The organism is Ensifer sp. EB106-03-01-XG145, from assembly GCF_058792075.1.
The window spans coordinates 1-18,087 of the sequence record NZ_JBYTEC010000003.1 but is presented as its reverse complement, the minus strand read 5'-3'; the positions used below and the strand labels follow the sequence as shown (position 1 = coordinate 18,087).

Genomic DNA, 18,087 nt, shown 5'->3' with positions numbered 1-18,087 from the left:
GCCCTACTCAGAACGATTGGCCGATACCGGCATAGATGCCGTACTTGGTGCCACCGGGATATTTGTTGAGCGGCACGGCGAAGTCGAGACGGATGGGGCCGAAGGGCGTGGCATAACGCAGGCCGATGCCGGCGCCGGCGCGAATGTCGGAGAAATCCGGCGTCGTTTTCGCCGACACCGTGCCGGCATCGATAAACGGCACCACGCCGATCGTGTCGGTGATCGCGATGCGGGCTTCAAGCGAGGCGTTGACATAGGAACGCCCGCCGGTCTCCTCGTTGTCGGCGTTGCGCGGGCCGATCTCCTGGTAGGAGTAGCCGCGCACGGAACCGCCACCGCCAAGATAGAAGCGACGGTTCGCCGGGATATCCTCAAGCCCGCTGCCGCCGACGAGCACGCCGGCGCCGATCTTGCCGGCGAGAACGAAACGCTTCTCGTCGCCGAGCGCATGGTAGCCCGATGCCGACGCTTCGAAGGACGAGAAGAAGGTCTGGCCTTTGATCTCGTAGCTCGGCTTGGCGTTGATCATCGCCCGGTAGCCGTCGGTCGCGTTCAGCTTGTCGTCGCGAGTGTCGCGCACATATTCGAGCGGAATGGCGGCAGTCAGGTAGGAGTTCGAGCCGAAGGCGTCGTCGATGTTGGCCCAGCTCAGCTCGCCGCCACCGGACACGGTGTCGGTCGGCGAGAGTTCGAATGTGGCGCCGGCAGCACCCGTCAGGATCTTGGCGCGGTAGGCGTCCGGATCCTGGATGTTGGCCTTGAGGCTGGCGGTAAAGGTCGAGGCGGGGCCGAAGGCGCCGGGCTTGGCGAAGAGGATGCCGACCGAATAGTCGAGCTTGTCCAGTTCCTTCGTCTCGCCGATGCGGTCGACCGAGCCTTCTATGCGCAGCGATTCCGCCCGCCCGAAGAGATTACGGTGTCCCCAATAACCCGAGACACCCAGACCATCGGTGGTCGAAACCTGCGCACCGAAGCCGAAATATTTATGCTTGCCTTCCGAGACCTCGATCTTCATTGGGATCGATCCGTCAGGCGACAGCGTGTTGGCTTCCTTGATCGTCACGCTTGAGAACACGCCGAGCTGGCGCAGGCGCTCGGATGCCTTGCGGATATCCTCGGGCGAATAGGGGCGCCCTTCGTTGAGGCGCGAATAGTCGCGCACGAAACCGGGATCGACGGTCTTGGTTCCCGATACGCTGACATCGCCGACAGGCGCGACCGGCCCGCCGCTTGCGCCGATGACGACGTCGACGGTGGAATTGGCGTGGTTGGCGACGGCGCTGCGTTCGGTGAGCTTGGCGAGTGGCCGGCCCTGCTCGCGCAGGTCGTTCACGACCTTTTCGCCAGCCTTGATGATCAGGGTCGAATCGGCGCGTGCGCCGGCAGGCAGGCCATAGTTATCAGGATTGAAGCCGGCCGCATCACCTTCGAACCTGACGGAACCGACCGTAAAGGCGGGGCCGGGCGTGACGGTGACCGTTACCGGGATCGCCTGCCCGTCGGGGAAGGCGGGATCCGGCGGCAGGCTGTCGATGTCCTGGCCGTTGACGCGAATTGCCACGGTGCCGCCGTAGCGGGCCTTTTCGTAGAGGGCGGCGAGCAGCCGGTCGCGATCGTCGCGCGCGCGGATGGCAAGACCGAGATCGCCGGACACGGGCTTTTCCTGACCCTGGACGAGCTGCGAGCTGTTTTCCAGCGCTTCCTTCAGTTCCTTGTCTTCGGTGCCGGCGTCGAAGGTAAGCGTATAGTTGACCGGGTCGATGACCGGCGCTTCCTCTTCGTCGCTCTCGAAGAACTTCATGCCGAAGAGCTTGAAGGCATGGGCGTTTTTGGCGGAAATCGGGCCGAGCGCAAACGAGAAGGCGACTGCAAGCGCAGTTGCGGCCTTCCAGTACGCAATACTCGACCGTGGTGGGGACATTCGCTTCCGCATCCCGTCTTCAGGCGACCCAATACAAACTGCCTGCTTATGCGGCCGGGTCACTATTGCATGCCTAAGGTTTTCCATCTGTTAACGATGACAGCCGGCTGCATCCACCCCTGATACCGATTTTCGGTGCCGTTTTCCGGGAAAAAGCTCCGAAATGTTGTCGGCGCAGCACAACCATAGGCTCCGGACGGACGGTTGCCAGCCAGGCGCGCCGGCATTTTGCTGGGTGTTTGGCTGGTTTTGTCCGCGGATCGTCGGGCCTATGCGGCTTCCGGCAGTGCCCGCAACTGCGGCACGCGAGAGGCTATGATAACGAGAAACTGGACCAGGAAACCCGTCGCGGCAACGGCCAGGCATGCCTCGACGCCGAAACGCGTGGCGACGACGGCACCCAGCGCTGCGCCGATCGGCCGCGCGCCGAACGTGGCTGTGGTGATGAAGGCGGAAACCCGACCCAGCATCGCATTCGGCGTGACGGCCTGGCGCAAGGTGAGGGTGGCGATCGACCAGAGCACAGGCCCTGCGCCAAAGAGGAAGAAGCTCAAGCCGGCAAGAACGCCGGATGGCATCCAGATCGTCGAGAGCATCACGGCGGCCGCCGCCAACCCGCCGAGCGGACCAAGCGCAATCATCACGCCGAAGGGGACACGGCGCGCAATGGCGGGCGCGGCGAATGCGCCGATCATCATGCCGGCGCCATAGATGCCGAGCGTGATGCCGACGCCTGTCGCCGTCATGCCGAGGGTTTGAATGGCATAAGCGACATAGACCGCCTGCAGCACGAACCAGGCGGTGTTGAAGACTATCGCCGTGACGAGGATCGGCCTGAGCAGCGTGTGGCCGGCAAGGAACCGTGCGCCTTCGGTCAGATCCTGCAGAAGTTTGCGTTTTGCCGCGGCGGGTTGGTGATGCTCGCCAAGGCCGGCAAGCAGGACGACGGAGAGAAGAGAAAGGCATGTGGCAGCGACATAGGCCAGGGATGCGCCCGTCCATGCGACGATCGCGCCGCCGATCGCCGGCCCGCCCGAATAGGCAAGGCTGCGGGCGAGTTCCAGCCAGCGGTTGGCATCGGCCAGTTGGGCGCGGGGAACGATCACCGGAATAAGGGCAGGGGCAGCGACATTGTAACAAACGGTGCCGATGGCACCGACGAACCCCATTGCAGCCAGAAGCGGCAGGGTCAAAAGGCCGCTGACCATCAGGAGCAGCGTGGCGACCAGCGACAGCGCGCGCAGCATTTCCGAGGAGACCATCAGCATCAGTCGCGAGGCGCGATCGGCGACGAGCCCGGCCGGAATGGCGAGCAGGAGAAACGGAAGTGTCTGGGCCATCTGCAGCCATCCGGTTTCCGCCGGACCGGCGGCGAGCAGCAGCACCGCGGCGAGCGGAGCGGCAGCCAGCGCCATCTGCTCCGAGAATTGCGCAAAAAGATTGGACCAGCCGATCCGCTTGAAGGCTGGCGGCAGTGGATTGCCTGGTGATTTCGACATGTGACGGCCTCGATGGATGATACTTCGAGGACAGCAGACGGATTTGCGCGGCCGATAACCACCCGGTTTGCGCGCGTCGGATCATTTCTTGGGGGTATGCCTAGCTTCGCCGGCGCGTCCGGAACGAAAAACCCCCTCAGGCTTTGCGCCATGAGGGGGTAATTGGATACTACGGAGAGCTTGCGCTACGCCGAAGGATGACCGTCTTCGCTACGCCTTAGCGCGGGCAAGAGTCGATGTAGCGGCGGCCATAGCGGTCGCGGTAGTAGCACTGGCCTGGCTGCTCGGTGACGTTGCCGATGACTGCGCCGGAAACGCCGCCGATGGCCGCGCCGACCGCTGCGCCACGGACGTCGCCGGTGACAGCGCCGCCGATGATCGCGCCGGAAACGGCACCGATGCCGGCGCCTTTTTCCGTCTGGGTGCAGCTTGCGACCGACAGGGCGACCAGCACAAGTGCGATGGCTTTCTTCATGTTGTTCTCTCCGATCTCTACGGATCTTAAGCCTAGCGCTCAGTCCGTCCCGTGGATGATGGCGAAGCCGGGAACATCCCGCTCCACCTGAACTTGCAGTTCGGAAAATACGCGGTCCCTATTGAAAGTCTACGGGACCTGCGGCTTCTTCCGGCGCGCAAGATAATGATATCGTTCCTGAACGGGACATGAAGGCTCAGTTCCGCGAGATACAACCCGCGTGGAAAAATATTGTCGTCCGGCGGGCGGTAGCGGTTGCGGCATTCCCAAAAAAGACAAATGATACAAACAAGCCTGCGACATCCGGAGGAGCGGATCCGTGGGCGACGGGCATCGATATCAGTTGGCGCGTACCCTAGTCGCGTGAACCATCTCACCCGACTTTTCGGCCGCGCTCGTGTTGGCATTGACCGACCCCGGAGGAGCGAAATGGCGAAAGTAACAATGACGGTCAACGGCCGTCAGGTGAGCGGTCATTGCGACGACCGCACATTGCTGGTGCAATTCATACGCGAAAATCTCGGACTGACCGGCACCCATGTCGGCTGCGACACGTCGCAGTGCGGCGCCTGCGTCATCCATATGGACGGAAAATCGGTCAAGAGCTGTTCCATCCTCGCCGCACAGGCGGCCGGATCCACGATCACCACCATCGAAGGGTTGGCGGCGGACGGCGAACTCCATCCGGTGCAGGCGGCGTTCAAGGCCAATCACGGCCTGCAATGCGGCTTCTGCACACCCGGCATGGTGATGACGGCCGTCGACATGATCCGAAGGCACCAGGGCCAACTGGACGAGGCGACGGTGCGCGCCGAGCTCGAAGGCAACATCTGTCGCTGCACCGGCTACCACAATATCGTCAAGGCGATCCTTGCTGCCGCCGCCGAGATGAGTGGCGCCCGCGTGGCCGCAGAATAGCGGTAGATTTGGGGGCGGGACCTCGCCCCGAAGGCATGTCATCGAAGGACTGTCGCTGGATATCTCGGGAGGAGATAGGCAATGGGCGTTGAAGGCATTGGCGCGCGGGTGGCGCGCAAGGAAGACAAGCGGTTCCTGACCGGAAAGGGCCGCTATACGGACGACATGTCCGTGCCGGGCATGAAATATGCGGTGTTCGTGCGCAGCCCGCATGCGCACGCGAAGATTCTGAAGGTGGATGCGTCTGCGGCCATGGGCATGCCTGGAGTCATCGACGTGCTCGACGGCAAGCAGATTCTCGCCGATGGCATCGGCAACCTGATCTGCGGCTGGATGATCCACTCCAAGGATGGAACGCCGATGAAGATGGGCGCCTGGCGGCCGCTCGCGCATGAGACTGTGCGCTATGTCGGTGACGCCGTGGCGATCGTGGTTGCCGATAGCGTGGCCGAGGCGCGTGACGCGGCAGAGGCCGTCGTCGTCGACTACCAGGAGCTTCCCGTCGTGATCGATGCGTCGAAAGCGCTTGAGGCGGGACAGCCACAGCTTCATCCGGAAGCGCCCGGTAACCTGATCTTCGACTGGCAGATCGGCGACGAATCGGAGACTGACAAGGCGATCTCAACGGCTGCGCATGTCACCGAGGTCACGATTCATAACAACCGGCTCTCGCCCAATCCGATGGAGCCGCGGGCCGCACTTGGCATCTATGACGTCGGCGACGACCACTATACCTGCTACACCACCAGCCAGAACCCGCATGTGGCGCGGCTGGTGATGAGCGCGTTTTATAATGTCGCTCCGGAAAACAAGCTCAGGGTGATCGCGCCCGATGTCGGCGGTGGCTTCGGCTCGAAGATCTATATCTATCCGGAGGAGATCGTCTGTCTCTGGGCTTCGAAGCGTACCGGCGTGCCGGTCAAATGGACATCGGATCGGACCGAGGCGTTCCTGACCGATGCGCATGGCCGCGACCACGTGTCGACGGTGAAGATGGCCTTCGATGCGAACAATCGCATCATCGGGCTGAAGGTCGACACGATCGCCAATCTCGGCGCCTATATGTCGCTCTTCTCCTCGGCGGTGCCGACCTATCTCTATGCGACGCTGCTTTCCGGCCAGTACGACATCCCGGCGATCCACGCGAATGTGCGCACGGTCTACACCAACACCGCACCGGTGGATGCCTATCGCGGCGCCGGGCGGCCGGAGGCGACCTATCTGCTCGAACGCACCATGGAGACGGCGGCGCGCGAACTCGGGGTCTCACCGGCGGAACTGAGGCGGGTCAACTTCATCCGCTCCTTCCCGCACCAGACGCCCGTGATAATGAACTATGACGCGGGCGACTACGAAGCGTCGCTGAACGCAGCGATGCAGGCGGCCGACTGGAACGGCTTTGCCGCCCGCAAGGCGGAAGCCGATCGCCGCGGCATGAAGCGCGGCATCGGCATGAGTTGCTACATCGAGGCCTGCGGCATCGCGCCGTCGGCGGCGGTGGGCTCCCTCGGGGCCGGCGTCGGTCTGTGGGAATCGGCCGAGGTGCGGGTCAATGCGGTCGGCACGATCGAAGTGCTGACCGGCTCGCACAGCCACGGCCAGGGCCACGAGACCACCTTTGCCCAGCTCGTCGCCGACCGCTTCGGCGTTCCGATTGACAGCGTCAACATCGTGCATGGCGATACCGACAAGGTGCAGATGGGCATGGGCACCTACGGCTCGCGCTCCGGCGCGGTCGGCATGTCGGCGGTCGTCAAGGCGCTCGACAAGGTGGAGGCCAAGGCAAAGAAGATCGCCGCGCATCTGATGGAAGCGGACGAAAGCGACATCGTGATTGAGAACGGCGAACTGAAGGTTGCCGGCACCGACAAGGCGGTGCCCTGGTTCCAGATGGCACTTGCCGCCTACACCGCCCATAACCTGCCCGCGGGCATGGAGCCGGGCCTGAAGGAGGGCGCCTTCTACGATCCGGCCAACTTCACCTTCCCGGCCGGTTGCTACATCTGCGAGGTGGAGGTCGATCCCGACACGGGGCGAACGAAGATCGTGCAGTTCGTTGCCGCCGACGACTTCGGCAACATCATCAACCCGATGATCGTCGAGGGGCAGGTGCATGGCGGCATTGCCCAGGGCATCGGCCAGGCGCTGCTCGAAGGGGTGCATTACGACCCCTCCGGCCAGCTGCTGACGGCAAGCTACATGGACTACGCCATGCCGCGTGCCGACGATCTGCCGTCGTTCCAGGTCTCGACCTCGAACACGCCCTGCCCGAACAATCCCTTGGGGATCAAGGGTTGCGGTGAGGCGGGCGCGATCGGCTCGCCGCCGGCGCTGATCAACGCCATTACGGATGCCATCGGCAACAACGCGCTCACCATGCCGGCAACACCGCAGAAGGTGTGGGCGGCGGCGCACGCGGCCAAGTGAACGGGAGGACACCGCATGTACGAGACCCAATATCACCGGGCGTCCTCGGTTCAGGATGCCGTCAGCCGAATGGAAGCGGCCGGCGAAGGCAAGTATGTCTCCGGCGGCATGACGCTGATCCCGACGATGAAGCAGCGGCTGGCGGCACCGAGCGATCTCATTGATCTCCGGCATATCGCCGAGATGCAAGGCATCACGGTTTCCGGCCGGTCAGTGCGGATCGGCGCCGCCACGACACATTATGACGTGGCGTCGTCGGCGGCGCTCAAAGCCGTCTGTCCGGCGATCTGCAGCCTTGCCAGCCATATCGGCGACCCGCATCTGCGGCACATGGGCACGATCGGCGGCTCCATCGCCAACAACGACCCAGCGGCCGATTATCCGGCGGCGATGCTGGCGCTCGGTGCGACGATCGTGACCAACAAGCGCGAGATTGCGGCAGATGATTTCTTCACCGGCCTGTTCGAAACGGCGCTGGAGGACAGCGAGATCGTCACCGCCATTACCTTCGATGCGCCTGCGAAGGCTGCCTATCAGAAGTTCGCCAATCCGGCGTCGCGCTACGCGATGACCGGTGTGTTCGTCGCGCGACGGGACAATGGCGACGTCCGGGTGGCCGTTACCGGAGCGGGAGCGAACGGGGTGTTCCGGCATGGCGATATGGAGGCGGCGCTGGTTGCCAACTGGTCGCCGGACGCGCTCAGCAATGTCAGCGTCGACGCCTCGGAGCTGCTCTCCGACATTCACGCCGACGCGGCCTACCGCGCCAATCTGGTGAAGGTCATGGCCAAGCGCGCCGTGGCAGCGGCCTGACCGGGATGGATATCGTCAAACAGCAAAAAAGGGGACGGCTTCGGCCGTCCTTTTTTCATCCTTGCTTGACTTCGATCAAGCTTGAAGAGATGAACATGCGCTAAGGCTTTCTTTGGAATGTTTCAAAACTAGGGCTCTCCAGGTTGAAACGGTTTCAGTGAAAGCAGCGAAGATGCTTCGGCCCGAAAATGCTAAATCATCCCGGATGCATTCATTGGACACGCAGCGCTTCAGGGGCCTTTTGCCGCAGTTGGCAGATGCCGAGCATTCCGAGGTTGACCCCAGGTCGCTTTGATTGAAGAAAAGCGACCGGGCACTGGAGAAAATGATGGATTTCGAGAATTTCTTTAAGAACGAGCTGGACGGGCTGCATCAGGAAGGCCGCTACCGGGTTTTCGCAGACCTCGCCCGTCATCGCGGCAACTTCCCGAAGGCAGCGCGCCACACGGCTGCGGGCGTTCAGGAAGTCACCGTCTGGTGTTCGAACGACTATCTCGGCATGGGCCAGCATTCCATCGTCACCGAGGCGATGAAGCGCGCCATCGACGAATGCGGCGCCGGCGCCGGCGGCACCCGCAACATCTCCGGTACCAACCATTACCACGTCCTGCTTGAGCGCGAGCTCGCGGACCTGCACGGCAAGGAATCGGCCCTGCTGTTCACCTCGGGCTACGTGTCCAACTGGGCAGCACTCGGCACGCTCTGTTCGAAGATTCCCGGTGTCATCGTCTTCTCGGACGCCGGGAATCACGCTTCGATGATCGAGGGGATTCGTCACTCCAAGTGCGAACGCGTCATATTCAAGCACAATTCGGTGGCCGACCTCGAAGCCAAGCTCGCCGCCGCCGATCCGCGCGCGCCGAAGATCATTGCGTTTGAGTCCGTCTATTCGATGGACGGTGACATCGCGCCGATCAAGGAATTCTGCGACCTCGCCGACAAGTACGGCGCCATGACCTATCTCGACGAAGTGCACGCTGTCGGCATGTACGGTCCGCGTGGCGGCGGCATCGCCGAGCGCGAAGGCCTGATGCATCGCCTGACGGTCATCGAGGGCACGCTTGGCAAGGCCTTCGGCGTCATGGGCGGTTACATCACCGGCTCTGCGGCGCTCTGCGACTTCATCCGCTCGTTTGCCTCCGGCTTCATCTTCACCACGGCGCTGCCGCCGACGCTTGCCGCCGGTGCGCTCGCCTCGATCCGCCACCTGAAGGAAAGCCAGGTCGAACGCTTCGCGCACCAGGAGCGCGTCCGTCGCCTGCGTTCGCTGCTCGACCAGCGTGGCATTCCGCATATGCCGAACCCAAGCCATATCGTGCCGGTCATGGTCGGTGACGCCGCCAAGTGCAAGTGGATCTCCGACCTGTTGCTCGACAATTTCGGCGTCTACGTCCAGCCGATCAACTATCCGACGGTGCCCAAGAAGACCGAGCGCCTGCGCATCACCCCGACGCCGCTGCATTCGGATGCCGATATCGACCATCTCGTCAACGCGCTGCATTCGCTGTGGTCGCGCTGTGCGCTCGCGCGCGCCGTCGCGTAAGCCCAAGCTTATCTTTCGGCGAATCTGCCCCTCACCCTCTCCCTGCCTGCGGGCAGAAGGTGCCGGCAGGCGGATGAGGGGCGAAGCGCCCAGCGAGCTTAACTAATGGATCAGCCCGGCCGCCAGTTGCCGGGCTTTTTCGTCGGCGGCGAAGACGTCGTTCATGGTTGCGGCCGCCGGCAGGTCGGCGAGCTTGTCCATGACCTTCTCGACGATCTCCGCCATGGCGAGAAAGCCGGTTCGTCCGGCGATGAAGGCGTCGAGCGCCGTTTCCTTGGCGCCGTTGAGCACGGCCCCCTGCACGCCGCCCTCGACCATGGCGCGGCGCGCCAAACGGATTGCCGGGAAGCGCACTTCGTCCGGCGCTTCGAAATCGAGGCGCGACAGCTTGGCGAAATCGAGCCGTTCGATCGGCAGGCTGCAGCGGCTCGGATAGGCGAGTGCGTAGCCGATGGCGGTGCGCATGTCCGGGCAGCCGAGCTGCGCCAGCACCGAGCCATCCGTGTAGCCGACCATCGAATGGATCACCGACTGCGGATGCACGATCACCTCGACCTGTTCCGGCTTGAGGGCAAAGAGGTGCTTCGCCTCGATCATCTCCAGCGCCTTGTTGAACATGGAGGCGCTGTCGATCGAGATCTTGAGGCCCATCGACCAGTTGGGATGGGCGCGGGCGACATCGGCGGTTACATACCGCATCTCCTCGAGCGACTTGGTGCGGAAGGGGCCACCCGAAGCCGTCAGGATGATGCGCTCGACCGCGTGGCGCTGGTGCTCGTCCAGCACCTGGAAGATGGCATTGTGCTCGCTGTCGACAGGCAGCAGCCGGCCGCCACCCGTCTTCACCGCGTCGATGAACAGGCTTCCGGCGGAAACCAGGCACTCCTTGTTGGCAAGCGCGATGTCGGCGCCGCGGCGGGCGGCTGCCAGCGTCGGGGCAAGACCGGCATTGCCGACGATCGCCGCCATTACCCAGTCGGCGTCGCGTTCGGCTGCCTCGATCAGACCGCTCCTGCCGGCGGCGACGGCAATGCCGGTGCCGGCAAGGGCTGCCTTCAGGTTTTCGTATTGGTTTTCGTTGGCGGTGACGGCGAGTTCTGCGCCAACCTTCACGGCCTGTTCGGCGAGCAGCGGGATGTTGCCGTTGCCGGTCACGGCGACGACGTCGAAGCGCTCGCGACCGCCAAGGCGCTCGATGACGTCGAGCGTGTTGGTGCCGATCGAACCGGTTGATCCGAGGATCGTCAGTCGGCGCTTCGCACTGTCGCGGGATGCCATGCCAATACCCATGTTCTTCTTTTCGGACGGGATGCCCGGCGCAGCCTGCGCTGCGGACACGTGATCTTCGCGAGATCGATCCGAGTTTTTATGTTGTTTGCTAGGCTCTACAGGCGAATTCCGCCGGCAACAAGGGCGCGGTCTTCAATCCGTGTCGTCCACGGGCTAAGAATCGGACTGCTTTGAGTCGGAGCCCGAAGGAGTTCGCGATGCTGAAGATCATTACCGCCGTTTCCTGCGCCTGCGTGACCATCGAGATGGCCTCGATGCAGCCGGTTGCAGCCGAAAACGTTCCGCCGCAGCTCGTCGGTACCTGGCTTGCCGAGGACATCGGTGGCGGCGGCGTCATCGACGATCTGCAATCGACGCTGGAAATCCGCGAGGACGGCACCTATGGCGGCATGGCCGGCTGCAACCATTTCACCGGCACCTTCAGTCTGTCGGGCACGAAGATCACCTTCGGCCCGGCCGCATCGACACGCAAGATGTGCGTGCCGGCGGCGATGACCCAGGAACAGAAATTCCTGGAGGCGCTTGGCAGCGAACTCTCCTGGGCAGTCGAGGGATCGAAACTCGTGCTCAGCAAGGCGGAGGGCCGGACCGCGATCAAACTGGCGTCGATGACGGTGGGTTCCGAAGGGATCGACGTGACGTTCCGTGCTCCGGGAGCCGGTGCGGTGGATCGGCAATCGGCGCGTTATGACTGCGGCGGCAAGCCCGTCGAAGCGGAGTACATCAATGCCGGCCCGGTCTCGCTGGTGACTTTCACGATCGACGGTACCTTTGTCGTCGCCGCCAATGTGATTGCCGCTTCGGGCGCGAAATATGCCGGTGGCCAGTACATCTGGTGGACCAAGGGCGACGAAGCGACGCTTTTCGACGCGACGAAGGGCGAACAGGACCAGGGCATCGCCTGCAAGCCCGCACCCTGACGCACAGCCTGCCCGGCAACGTCTTTGGGCGCGCTTTCCAACCCGGCTAAAGAAGTTTCCGGGAGAATCGGAACTTTTACCCTCGCTCCATAGTTACAATCCCGGCGTTATCGCGCTGTCGTTGTGAAAAGGGAGTTGATCCATGGGGCTGCTTATCGGAATCCTGATTACGTTCCTTGTCATCGTGTTGGTGCTTTATCTCGTCCAGCGGCTGCCGCTCGACGCGCGCGCCAAACAGATCGTCCAGATCATCGTCATCATCATCGGCATCATCTCTCTGTTGAAATACCTGGCCGTCTTCTGACGCGCCTCGTTCCCAACCAATGTGAAAGCCGCCGGCTCCGATGTACCTGCGGTTTTTCTGCGCCGTCGGTCGATGCTGACGGAAGCTGACAGTCATTATGCCCAGGGTCGCGTTGTCGAAACGGGAGACCCGACCATGCTGTCACCAAACCTCATCCTGCTTTATGTCGAAGACCCGCTGGCGAGCGCACGCTTCTACACCGACCTGCTCGATCGCGAGCCCGCCGCCGCCTTTCCAAGCTATGTCGCCTTCGAACTGGAAAACGGCCTGACCTTCAGTCTCTGGTCCACGGCGGCGAAGGATTTCATGTCCTCCGGCACGGGCCATCGCTCGGAAATCGCCTTCATGGTGAAGGACGATGCCGAGGTCGAGCGGCTCTATACCGCTTGGCGGGAGCGGGGGCTTACGATCGAGCAGGAGCTGAAAACGGCCGTCTTCGGTCGCACCTTCGTCGCGCTCGACCCGGATGGTCACCGCCTGCGCGTCTGCCGGCCGGATGATTGAAGTGCTGCGAACGCTGTGATTCCGGGCCGATTTTGCCTAAGCCTGCAGGTGGTCGATCCCTGTTCGGGAAAGCAGTGACGCGGCCCTTGCTCGAGTTGAACCAAGTATTGCCGGTACTGGCAAAGAATGGTTCTATGTCGATATGGGGGCTAATCGTCGTTTGGTTTCGATCATCGTTGCCGTGACTGTCTTGTTCGCGGCGATCGATGTTGTGTGGCTGCCATTTTCAGTGATCAGCCTTGATCCTCGAAACTTTGGTCACCTTGCGAAGGCGGCGTCGGCCGCTTTGGCTGCCTATCTGATCGGCAGGCTTGTTCTCTACCGCCTGCGCGATGAAAGATCGTGGGCGGCCGGTGCGATGCGATGGGCTGCGGACCGCCTGATTGTACTGGTCGCGGTTTCCACGATCTTTCTACCACTCGGCTTCGTCAGTGCCATCTTCATGTATTTGGCCTCGGCAACCCAGGTTCCCCTGGTCGATGGCAAACTGGCCGCACTCGACGCGGCGCTAGGCTTCGATTGGCGTTCGTTTCTGGAGACGACGAACGGGTCTCCGCCGGTCGCATGGGCATTGGTAATCGCCTATCACAGCCTGACGCCTCAGGTGATTGCGCTGTTTCTCTTGTACAGTGCGGCTCGGCGAGCGGACAAAGCCTTGGAGTTCGTCGCGCTGCTTGCGGTTTCCTCGGTGTTTACCGGCCTGTTGATGGCGATGTTTCCGGCCGCGGGCGCCTATGCCTATTTCGATCCGCCGCCCGAAACCTTCGACGCGTTTACGGCACAAGCCGGGATGTGGCACTACTCCGAACTGCTGAGGCTGAGGTCGGGGGACAACTTCAACCTGTTCGTTGGGAACGCGCAAGGCCTTGTGACTTTCCCCTCCTACCACACGGCCCTTGGAATCATGGTCGTGTATTCCCTGCGCAGCGTTCGCTGGGCCGCCGGCCCGATCGCTGTTTTGAACGCAGTGATGATCATCGGTACGCTGCCGGAAGGTGGACATCATTTGAGTGATGTGATTGCCGGCGCAATGGTCGCTGTGGTTTCAATCCTGGTGGTTAGAGCGGTCATGGGGCTGGGAAGGGAACGGTACCGGCCAGAGCAGGCTGCGACGACACTGTAGGCAATGACCGAAACAAAAAAGGCCGGGGCAAACCCGACCTTCCTCATCACCTTCGATCGACGCCAGTTCATCCGTGGTCATCAAGAAGGTGTGACTGTTCAATAGCTTCTGTTCGTGACAGGCAAATGACGACCTGACTTCCGTCCCGAAAGTCGGCGGCGTGGATCGCCGCCGACCGATGCTCTCAATCTGCCACTTCGACCAGAAGCTCGGTTTCTACCGGCAATCCCAGCGGAAGACTGGCGACGCCGAGGACGATACGGCCCGAGAGAAGCTCGGGACCGAAGACATCGGCCAGCAGGTCGGATGCGCCATCGGCGACCGCGGGGTGGTCGCGGAAATCGCCTGATGTTGCGATGTAGACGCCGAGCTTGGCGATGGCAGCGACCTTGTCGAGCGAACCGAGCTCAGCCTTGATTGCCGACAATGCACTCAGGGTAGCGATTTCCGCCGCGCGACGTCCCTCATCGACCGTTAATTCGACCCCAAGTCGGCCGACGACCTGCGGCTTGCGGTCGATGACCGGCAGCATGCCGCTCAGATAGAGCAGCTTGCCGATCCTGACCCCTTCGACATAGTTGCCGAACGGTGTCGGTGGAGGAGGCAGCGCGATGCCGAGTTCATTCAGCCGCTGTTCTGCGCCAGCGGCGGTCGCTTGCCCGCGGCTTACCATTTGCCCAAATGCGCGCCGCCGTCGACGTTCAGCACCTCCCCGGTGACGCGCGGCGCCCTGGTCAGGAACAGGACGGCATCCACGATCTCATCGACGCTGGAAATGCTGTGCATCGGCGAGAGCGTGTTGAGGAAATCCTTCGGGTTGTCCTTGTGGAGCGGGGTGTCGACGACGCCGGGGGCAACGACGTTGACGCGAATTCCGTCCCTTGCGTATTCCATGGCGATATTCTTCGAGATCGCATTGATGCCGCCCTTGGTCAGCATCGCGACCGAGGCGTTCATGCCCGCGATCGGGCGATCGGCCAGCGGCGTCGTGATGCTGACGATGCTGCCGCCTCTCTTCTGCGCCAGCATCTGCCTGACGACCAGTTGGGTCGTGTGGAGGAAGCCTTCGATATTCGTCGCGCTCAGCTGGCGGTAGTCCTCAGCGGTGTAGTCGACGAAGCGCTTGGTGAAGAAGATGCCGGCATTGTTGACGAGCGCGTCGATCGAGCCAAACCGGTCGATCGCGGTTTCGACCACGCGTTTCGCCGTGGCCGGATCGGCGATATCGCCGTCGACGCGGGCCAGCCGGTCCGATTCGACGATGTCCCGGGACTGGCTGACGCTTCGCGAGGTTGCGACGACACTGTAGCCCTGAGCGAGGAAGGCGTTTGTAAGGCCCGCGCCGATACCCTGGGACGCGCCGGTGATGATGGCGACCTTGTTGGTCATTTGATCTCTCCACGGTTGGATTGCGTTCGTGGGATCAATATGGTCGAGGTGCGATTGCACGATTAGATGAAATTATCTGGAATTACTTTTCCATCAGTGCAAAAATCGTTGCCATGGTCGATCTGAACGATATCGCGGTCTTCGCTGCCGTTGCGCAATTCGAGAGTTTCAGCCGGGCGGCGCGCGCGCTCGGCATGCCGGTTTCAACGGTTAGCCGCAAAGTGACGGTCCTTGAGGAGCAACTGGGCGTCACTCTGTTGCAGCGGACGACGCGCAAACTGAGCCTCACGCTTCAGGGGCGCGCTTACTACGCGGAGTGCAGCGAACCGTTGAAGCAGCTTCACGACGCGGAACGGGTCCTGAGCGAAGCGCAAAGAAAACCCGAAGGGCTTTTGCGCATCACCGTCCCCATGACGCTCGGGCAGCCGCCGTTCTTTGATTTCCTGTCTGGTTTCCTGAAGAAATACCCCGAGATCGAGGTCGACCTGCTGGTCACAAACACGTTCATGAATCTCGTTGCCGAAAACATCGACGTGGCGGTCCGATTTGGCGAATTGCGCGATTCGTCGCTCGTCGCACAGCGCATCGGCAGGAGCACCCACTTCCTCGTGGCTGCTCCCGAATACGTGCACGAACACGGCATGCCTTCCGTGCCGGAAGATCTGCGCGACCACCGTTGTGTGCTGGTCAATGCCCGGAGCAACGAAACCGAATGGCATCTCGTCAACGGGGACGAATCGATCAGGCTTCACGTGACCGGAGCCGTCTCGGTCCACGATATCCAGTCGGCCAGCGCCATCACCGAGCGCGGCCATGGCATCGGCCGGCTTCCGCCGATCTTCTGCGACAGCCTGCTTGCGAGCGGCAAGCTCGTGCGCGTGCTTCCCGGATGGTCGGCGCCGGATGTCTTTGTGCATGCGGTCTATCCGACGCGGCGGTTTTTGCCGTCGCGACTTCAGGTCTTCTTGCAGGCGTTGAGAGCCTGGCGCGGCCCGGCATGGCAGCCGCTTCGCTAGCCATCGACCTCTTCGAGCTTCTGCGTGAAAACGCTGAAGCCGGCGCGGCGATAGGTGTCCTGGGCCTTTGGGTGATCCCATTCGTCCGTGTGCAGCCAGATGCAGTTCGGTCCGCCGCTCCAGACAGCGCGCAGCGCGCTGTCGAGCAGGAACGGTCCGAGCTTCCTGCCGTACGCCTCGGGGACCAAGCCGAAATGGGTGAGCTCGATGTCGGGTGTCCCGACGCGGTCGAATTCGCAGAGCCCGACCGCTCGCTCGTCCACCCGCAGGATGTAGAGGCCAGTCGATTCGCTGCGAAGAAAACCGTCGAGATCGGCTGCGCTCATGCGCAGGCGCTGATCCCAGCGCAACGGATCGCCGACGGCGCGGTAGAGCGATAGGAACGTGGCGGCATCGGGCAGCTCGGGCGCGACCGCTGCATGCTCGATCGGCGGTGGAAGCGCTTCGCCCGCGCGTTGTCCACGCATTTCCATATAGGTCACGAGCAACTGAACCATGAGTGCACCAGTGTAATGCGTTTGGCTGGAATCTCACATTTTGGCCGGGGGCATAGAGCGCTGCGTAAACGCGAGTGGGGAACGGCCCGGGGAATGTGTCGGAAGGTTGGAATTCTATCTATTTGATTTTTATGGTGATCCCGGCGCGATTCGAACGCGCGACCCCCAGATTAGGAATCTGGTGCTCTTTTAAGGGTGGATGTAAAGTTACCGGTTCTTACCGACTTCTGTATGACAATTTGAAGCTAAGTATTTGCCCTCGGTCACCGCTTCATGCGCGTCCTCCGCACTCGCTGCAGATCAGCGCTTGGCCTGCCCGGCGCTGGCCGGGGTTGCAGAGGGTAGGCCAAGTGCGGGTGATGTCGCGCACCATCCTTTAGCTCTTTAAGCGGTTACATAAGCTCCAGGGTAGACCCAAGGCCCCGCGCAGCGGCTTTTAGATTAACAATCAGAGCCTGAGCAGCCAAAGCACGCACCGGACCAATTTGGTCAGCGAGCGGTCTCTTGAGTCTGGTTCCGTCCAGTTGGTGTCGCACCACTAGGGACCGGCATATCCAGCGGCCAATAACCCTCCTTGTATGAGACAAAATCTGGACTTTTCCAAAGCGTCTTTCCAACAAAGTGTGGCGGGTCACTAACCTCCAGCGCGTGTCCTTCAGCAGTTAGCCTTTCTAGCACGTCATGCCTTGTCAAGGGATGGCCAGCCTCGATCATAAACGCACGCGCCTTTTCTGTGACCAAGGAATATAGCGGCGTTTTTGACCTTTTTTTTGAGGTTTTCTGCTGGCTTCGGTCGCGCACCATAATTTCGAGTTCCCTGACAAGCGCTGACTGCTTTTCCAGGTCACGTGTTGCTGTTTCGATTAGCGCGCGGTTTTTTCGCATCTCGGCCTTCAATGCCAAAAGCGCCTCGACCAGATGATCTTGGCTTTGCACCTCCGAATTGTTGGCTACTTCCACTTTTCCTCCTGTTGTGTGTGGCGCGGTAATTTACAGATAGGAACACTCAATCTTTGGAGAATTCCTTTGTCAAGCGCTTCAGAAGTGCGAACTCCTTGGTGTCGGTGCAGATGCCAAGGAGTTCGCTACATTTTGGGACGTCCCTTCGAACTAAGGAGTTCTCTGCTCTCTGCGGTGTTGTGTCAACATTTCTGGCCTAGTGAGGTCTCAATAGCTTTTTGCTGTGCCTTCTTGCCTGTTTCGAGCCCCCCTCATCATACGTCTCTCCTTATGCTTGACAGTTGAATAAGGGACGTCCCTATTTTAAGCCTTCTTGTAGGTGATTCGTTAATGGGGATGTTTGTGGGACGCGTGCAGGGAAGCCGATGCAGCAAGTGTCTACAGCAATACAGCAGGAGGCATTGTGCCTAATGACCTGCCACTGCGAATTTCCTCCAGATTGGATTAGAGTCCGGCCCATTAAAGGACGGACGAATGAAGAAGCAGAG

General features: G+C 61.7%; 17 protein-coding genes. 9 read left to right on the top strand and 8 right to left on the bottom strand.

Annotated features, from left to right (window positions below; genetic code table 11):
• Positions 1-7: 7 nt before the first annotated feature.
• The 3 genes from AC3WWH_RS10690 to AC3WWH_RS10680 all read right to left on the bottom strand — a co-directional run bounded on the left by AC3WWH_RS10690 (position 8) and on the right by AC3WWH_RS10680 (position 3,895).
• Positions 8-1,921 carry an autotransporter assembly complex protein TamA gene (locus tag AC3WWH_RS10690; RefSeq protein ID WP_082616183.1) on the bottom strand — a complete coding sequence of 638 codons (1,914 nt, stop codon included), beginning with the start codon at positions 1,919-1,921 and terminating at the stop codon, positions 8-10.
• 269 nt (positions 1,922-2,190) lie between these two features.
• Positions 2,191-3,420, bottom strand: a complete 1,230-nt coding sequence (locus tag AC3WWH_RS10685) for an MFS transporter (RefSeq protein WP_058321761.1) — start codon at positions 3,418-3,420, stop codon at positions 2,191-2,193.
• A gap of 217 nt (positions 3,421-3,637) precedes the next feature.
• Positions 3,638-3,895, bottom strand: coding sequence for a YMGG-like glycine zipper-containing protein (locus AC3WWH_RS10680; RefSeq protein WP_058321762.1), 258 nt, complete (start codon positions 3,893-3,895; stop codon positions 3,638-3,640).
• Positions 3,896-4,324: 429 nt separating this feature from the next.
• Here AC3WWH_RS10680 and AC3WWH_RS10675 point away from each other — a divergent pair, with 429 nt between their 5' ends.
• The 4 genes from AC3WWH_RS10675 to hemA all read left to right on the top strand — a co-directional run bounded on the left by AC3WWH_RS10675 (position 4,325) and on the right by hemA (position 9,596).
• Positions 4,325-4,813 (top strand): (2Fe-2S)-binding protein, encoded by a 489-nt coding sequence (locus tag AC3WWH_RS10675; protein WP_034802397.1) that lies wholly within the window; start codon positions 4,325-4,327, stop codon positions 4,811-4,813.
• Between the two features lie 81 nt (positions 4,814-4,894).
• Complete coding sequence (locus tag AC3WWH_RS10670; protein WP_058321763.1) at positions 4,895-7,240, top strand: xanthine dehydrogenase family protein molybdopterin-binding subunit; 2,346 nt, start codon at positions 4,895-4,897, stop codon at positions 7,238-7,240.
• Positions 7,241-7,255: 15 nt separating this feature from the next.
• Positions 7,256-8,053: an FAD binding domain-containing protein gene (locus AC3WWH_RS10665; RefSeq protein WP_058321764.1), complete on the top strand. Its 798-nt coding sequence runs from the start codon at positions 7,256-7,258 to the stop codon at positions 8,051-8,053.
• Positions 8,054-8,381: 328 nt separating this feature from the next.
• The gene (hemA, locus tag AC3WWH_RS10660; RefSeq protein ID WP_057255058.1) at positions 8,382-9,596 is read left to right on the top strand and encodes a 5-aminolevulinate synthase; all 1,215 of its coding nucleotides are present in this window, start codon (positions 8,382-8,384) and stop codon (positions 9,594-9,596) included.
• Between the two features lie 102 nt (positions 9,597-9,698).
• On the opposite strand, the gene dxr is transcribed toward hemA, so the two are convergent.
• On the bottom strand, positions 9,699-10,874 hold the full coding sequence (gene dxr, locus AC3WWH_RS10655; RefSeq protein WP_058321806.1) for a 1-deoxy-D-xylulose-5-phosphate reductoisomerase: 1,176 nt from the start codon (positions 10,872-10,874) through the stop codon (positions 9,699-9,701).
• A 209-nt stretch (positions 10,875-11,083) separates the two neighbouring features.
• Between dxr and AC3WWH_RS10650 the strand changes: the two genes are divergently transcribed.
• From AC3WWH_RS10650 to AC3WWH_RS10635, 4 genes are all read left to right on the top strand, one after another.
• Positions 11,084-11,806, top strand: coding sequence for an META domain-containing protein (locus AC3WWH_RS10650; protein WP_058321765.1), 723 nt, complete (start codon positions 11,084-11,086; stop codon positions 11,804-11,806).
• 142 nt (positions 11,807-11,948) lie between these two features.
• The gene (locus tag AC3WWH_RS10645) at positions 11,949-12,110 is read left to right on the top strand and encodes a Thivi_2564 family membrane protein (RefSeq protein WP_089044368.1); all 162 of its coding nucleotides are present in this window, start codon (positions 11,949-11,951) and stop codon (positions 12,108-12,110) included.
• A 135-nt stretch (positions 12,111-12,245) separates the two neighbouring features.
• On the top strand, positions 12,246-12,614 hold the full coding sequence (locus AC3WWH_RS10640) for a VOC family protein (protein ID WP_058321766.1): 369 nt from the start codon (positions 12,246-12,248) through the stop codon (positions 12,612-12,614).
• A 160-nt stretch (positions 12,615-12,774) separates the two neighbouring features.
• Positions 12,775-13,737 carry a phosphatase PAP2 family protein gene (locus AC3WWH_RS10635; protein ID WP_162752618.1) on the top strand — a complete coding sequence of 321 codons (963 nt, stop codon included), beginning with the start codon at positions 12,775-12,777 and terminating at the stop codon, positions 13,735-13,737.
• Between the two features lie 184 nt (positions 13,738-13,921).
• Here the strand turns inward: AC3WWH_RS10635 and AC3WWH_RS10630 are convergent, their stop codons facing one another.
• Positions 13,922-14,410, bottom strand: coding sequence for a RidA family protein (locus AC3WWH_RS10630; protein WP_058321768.1), 489 nt, complete (start codon positions 14,408-14,410; stop codon positions 13,922-13,924).
• Positions 14,404-15,126 (bottom strand): SDR family NAD(P)-dependent oxidoreductase, encoded by a 723-nt coding sequence (locus tag AC3WWH_RS10625; RefSeq protein ID WP_058321769.1) that lies wholly within the window; start codon positions 15,124-15,126, stop codon positions 14,404-14,406. Before AC3WWH_RS10625 ends, AC3WWH_RS10630 begins: the two co-directional genes overlap by 7 nt.
• Before the next feature lie 113 nt (positions 15,127-15,239).
• On the opposite strand from AC3WWH_RS10625, the gene AC3WWH_RS10620 reads away from it, so the two are divergent.
• Positions 15,240-16,142 (top strand): LysR family transcriptional regulator, encoded by a 903-nt coding sequence (locus tag AC3WWH_RS10620; RefSeq protein WP_058321770.1) that lies wholly within the window; start codon positions 15,240-15,242, stop codon positions 16,140-16,142.
• Here the strand turns inward: AC3WWH_RS10620 and AC3WWH_RS10615 are convergent.
• Both AC3WWH_RS10615 and AC3WWH_RS10610 read right to left on the bottom strand, forming a co-directional pair.
• A complete protein-coding gene (locus AC3WWH_RS10615) occupies positions 16,139-16,639 on the bottom strand; it encodes a GNAT family N-acetyltransferase (protein ID WP_058321771.1) in 501 nt (166 codons plus the stop codon). The two genes, AC3WWH_RS10620 and AC3WWH_RS10615, sit on opposite strands and share 4 nt — an antisense overlap.
• A gap of 489 nt (positions 16,640-17,128) precedes the next feature.
• Positions 17,129-17,599, bottom strand: a complete 471-nt coding sequence (locus tag AC3WWH_RS10610) for a hypothetical protein (RefSeq protein ID WP_492376982.1) — start codon at positions 17,597-17,599, stop codon at positions 17,129-17,131.
• Between the last annotated feature and the right edge of the window lie 488 nt (positions 17,600-18,087).

Coding starts and splice junctions, on each gene's coding strand:
- AC3WWH_RS10690 (WP_082616183.1), bottom strand. CDS start 1,921: ATGTCCCCACCACGGTCGAGTATTGCGTACTGGAAGGCCGCAACTGCG.
- AC3WWH_RS10685 (WP_058321761.1), bottom strand. CDS start 3,420: ATGTCGAAATCACCAGGCAATCCACTGCCGCCAGCCTTCAAGCGGATC.
- AC3WWH_RS10680 (WP_058321762.1), bottom strand. CDS start 3,895: ATGAAGAAAGCCATCGCACTTGTGCTGGTCGCCCTGTCGGTCGCAAGC.
- AC3WWH_RS10675 (WP_034802397.1), top strand. CDS start 4,325: ATGGCGAAAGTAACAATGACGGTCAACGGCCGTCAGGTGAGCGGTCAT.
- AC3WWH_RS10670 (WP_058321763.1), top strand. CDS start 4,895: ATGGGCGTTGAAGGCATTGGCGCGCGGGTGGCGCGCAAGGAAGACAAG.
- AC3WWH_RS10665 (WP_058321764.1), top strand. CDS start 7,256: ATGTACGAGACCCAATATCACCGGGCGTCCTCGGTTCAGGATGCCGTC.
- hemA (WP_057255058.1), top strand. CDS start 8,382: ATGGATTTCGAGAATTTCTTTAAGAACGAGCTGGACGGGCTGCATCAG.
- dxr (WP_058321806.1), bottom strand. CDS start 10,874: ATGGCATCCCGCGACAGTGCGAAGCGCCGACTGACGATCCTCGGATCA.
- AC3WWH_RS10650 (WP_058321765.1), top strand. CDS start 11,084: ATGCTGAAGATCATTACCGCCGTTTCCTGCGCCTGCGTGACCATCGAG.
- AC3WWH_RS10645 (WP_089044368.1), top strand. CDS start 11,949: ATGGGGCTGCTTATCGGAATCCTGATTACGTTCCTTGTCATCGTGTTG.
- AC3WWH_RS10640 (WP_058321766.1), top strand. CDS start 12,246: ATGCTGTCACCAAACCTCATCCTGCTTTATGTCGAAGACCCGCTGGCG.
- AC3WWH_RS10630 (WP_058321768.1), bottom strand. CDS start 14,410: ATGGTAAGCCGCGGGCAAGCGACCGCCGCTGGCGCAGAACAGCGGCTG.
- AC3WWH_RS10625 (WP_058321769.1), bottom strand. CDS start 15,126: ATGACCAACAAGGTCGCCATCATCACCGGCGCGTCCCAGGGTATCGGC.
- AC3WWH_RS10620 (WP_058321770.1), top strand. CDS start 15,240: ATGGTCGATCTGAACGATATCGCGGTCTTCGCTGCCGTTGCGCAATTC.
- AC3WWH_RS10615 (WP_058321771.1), bottom strand. CDS start 16,639: ATGGTTCAGTTGCTCGTGACCTATATGGAAATGCGTGGACAACGCGCG.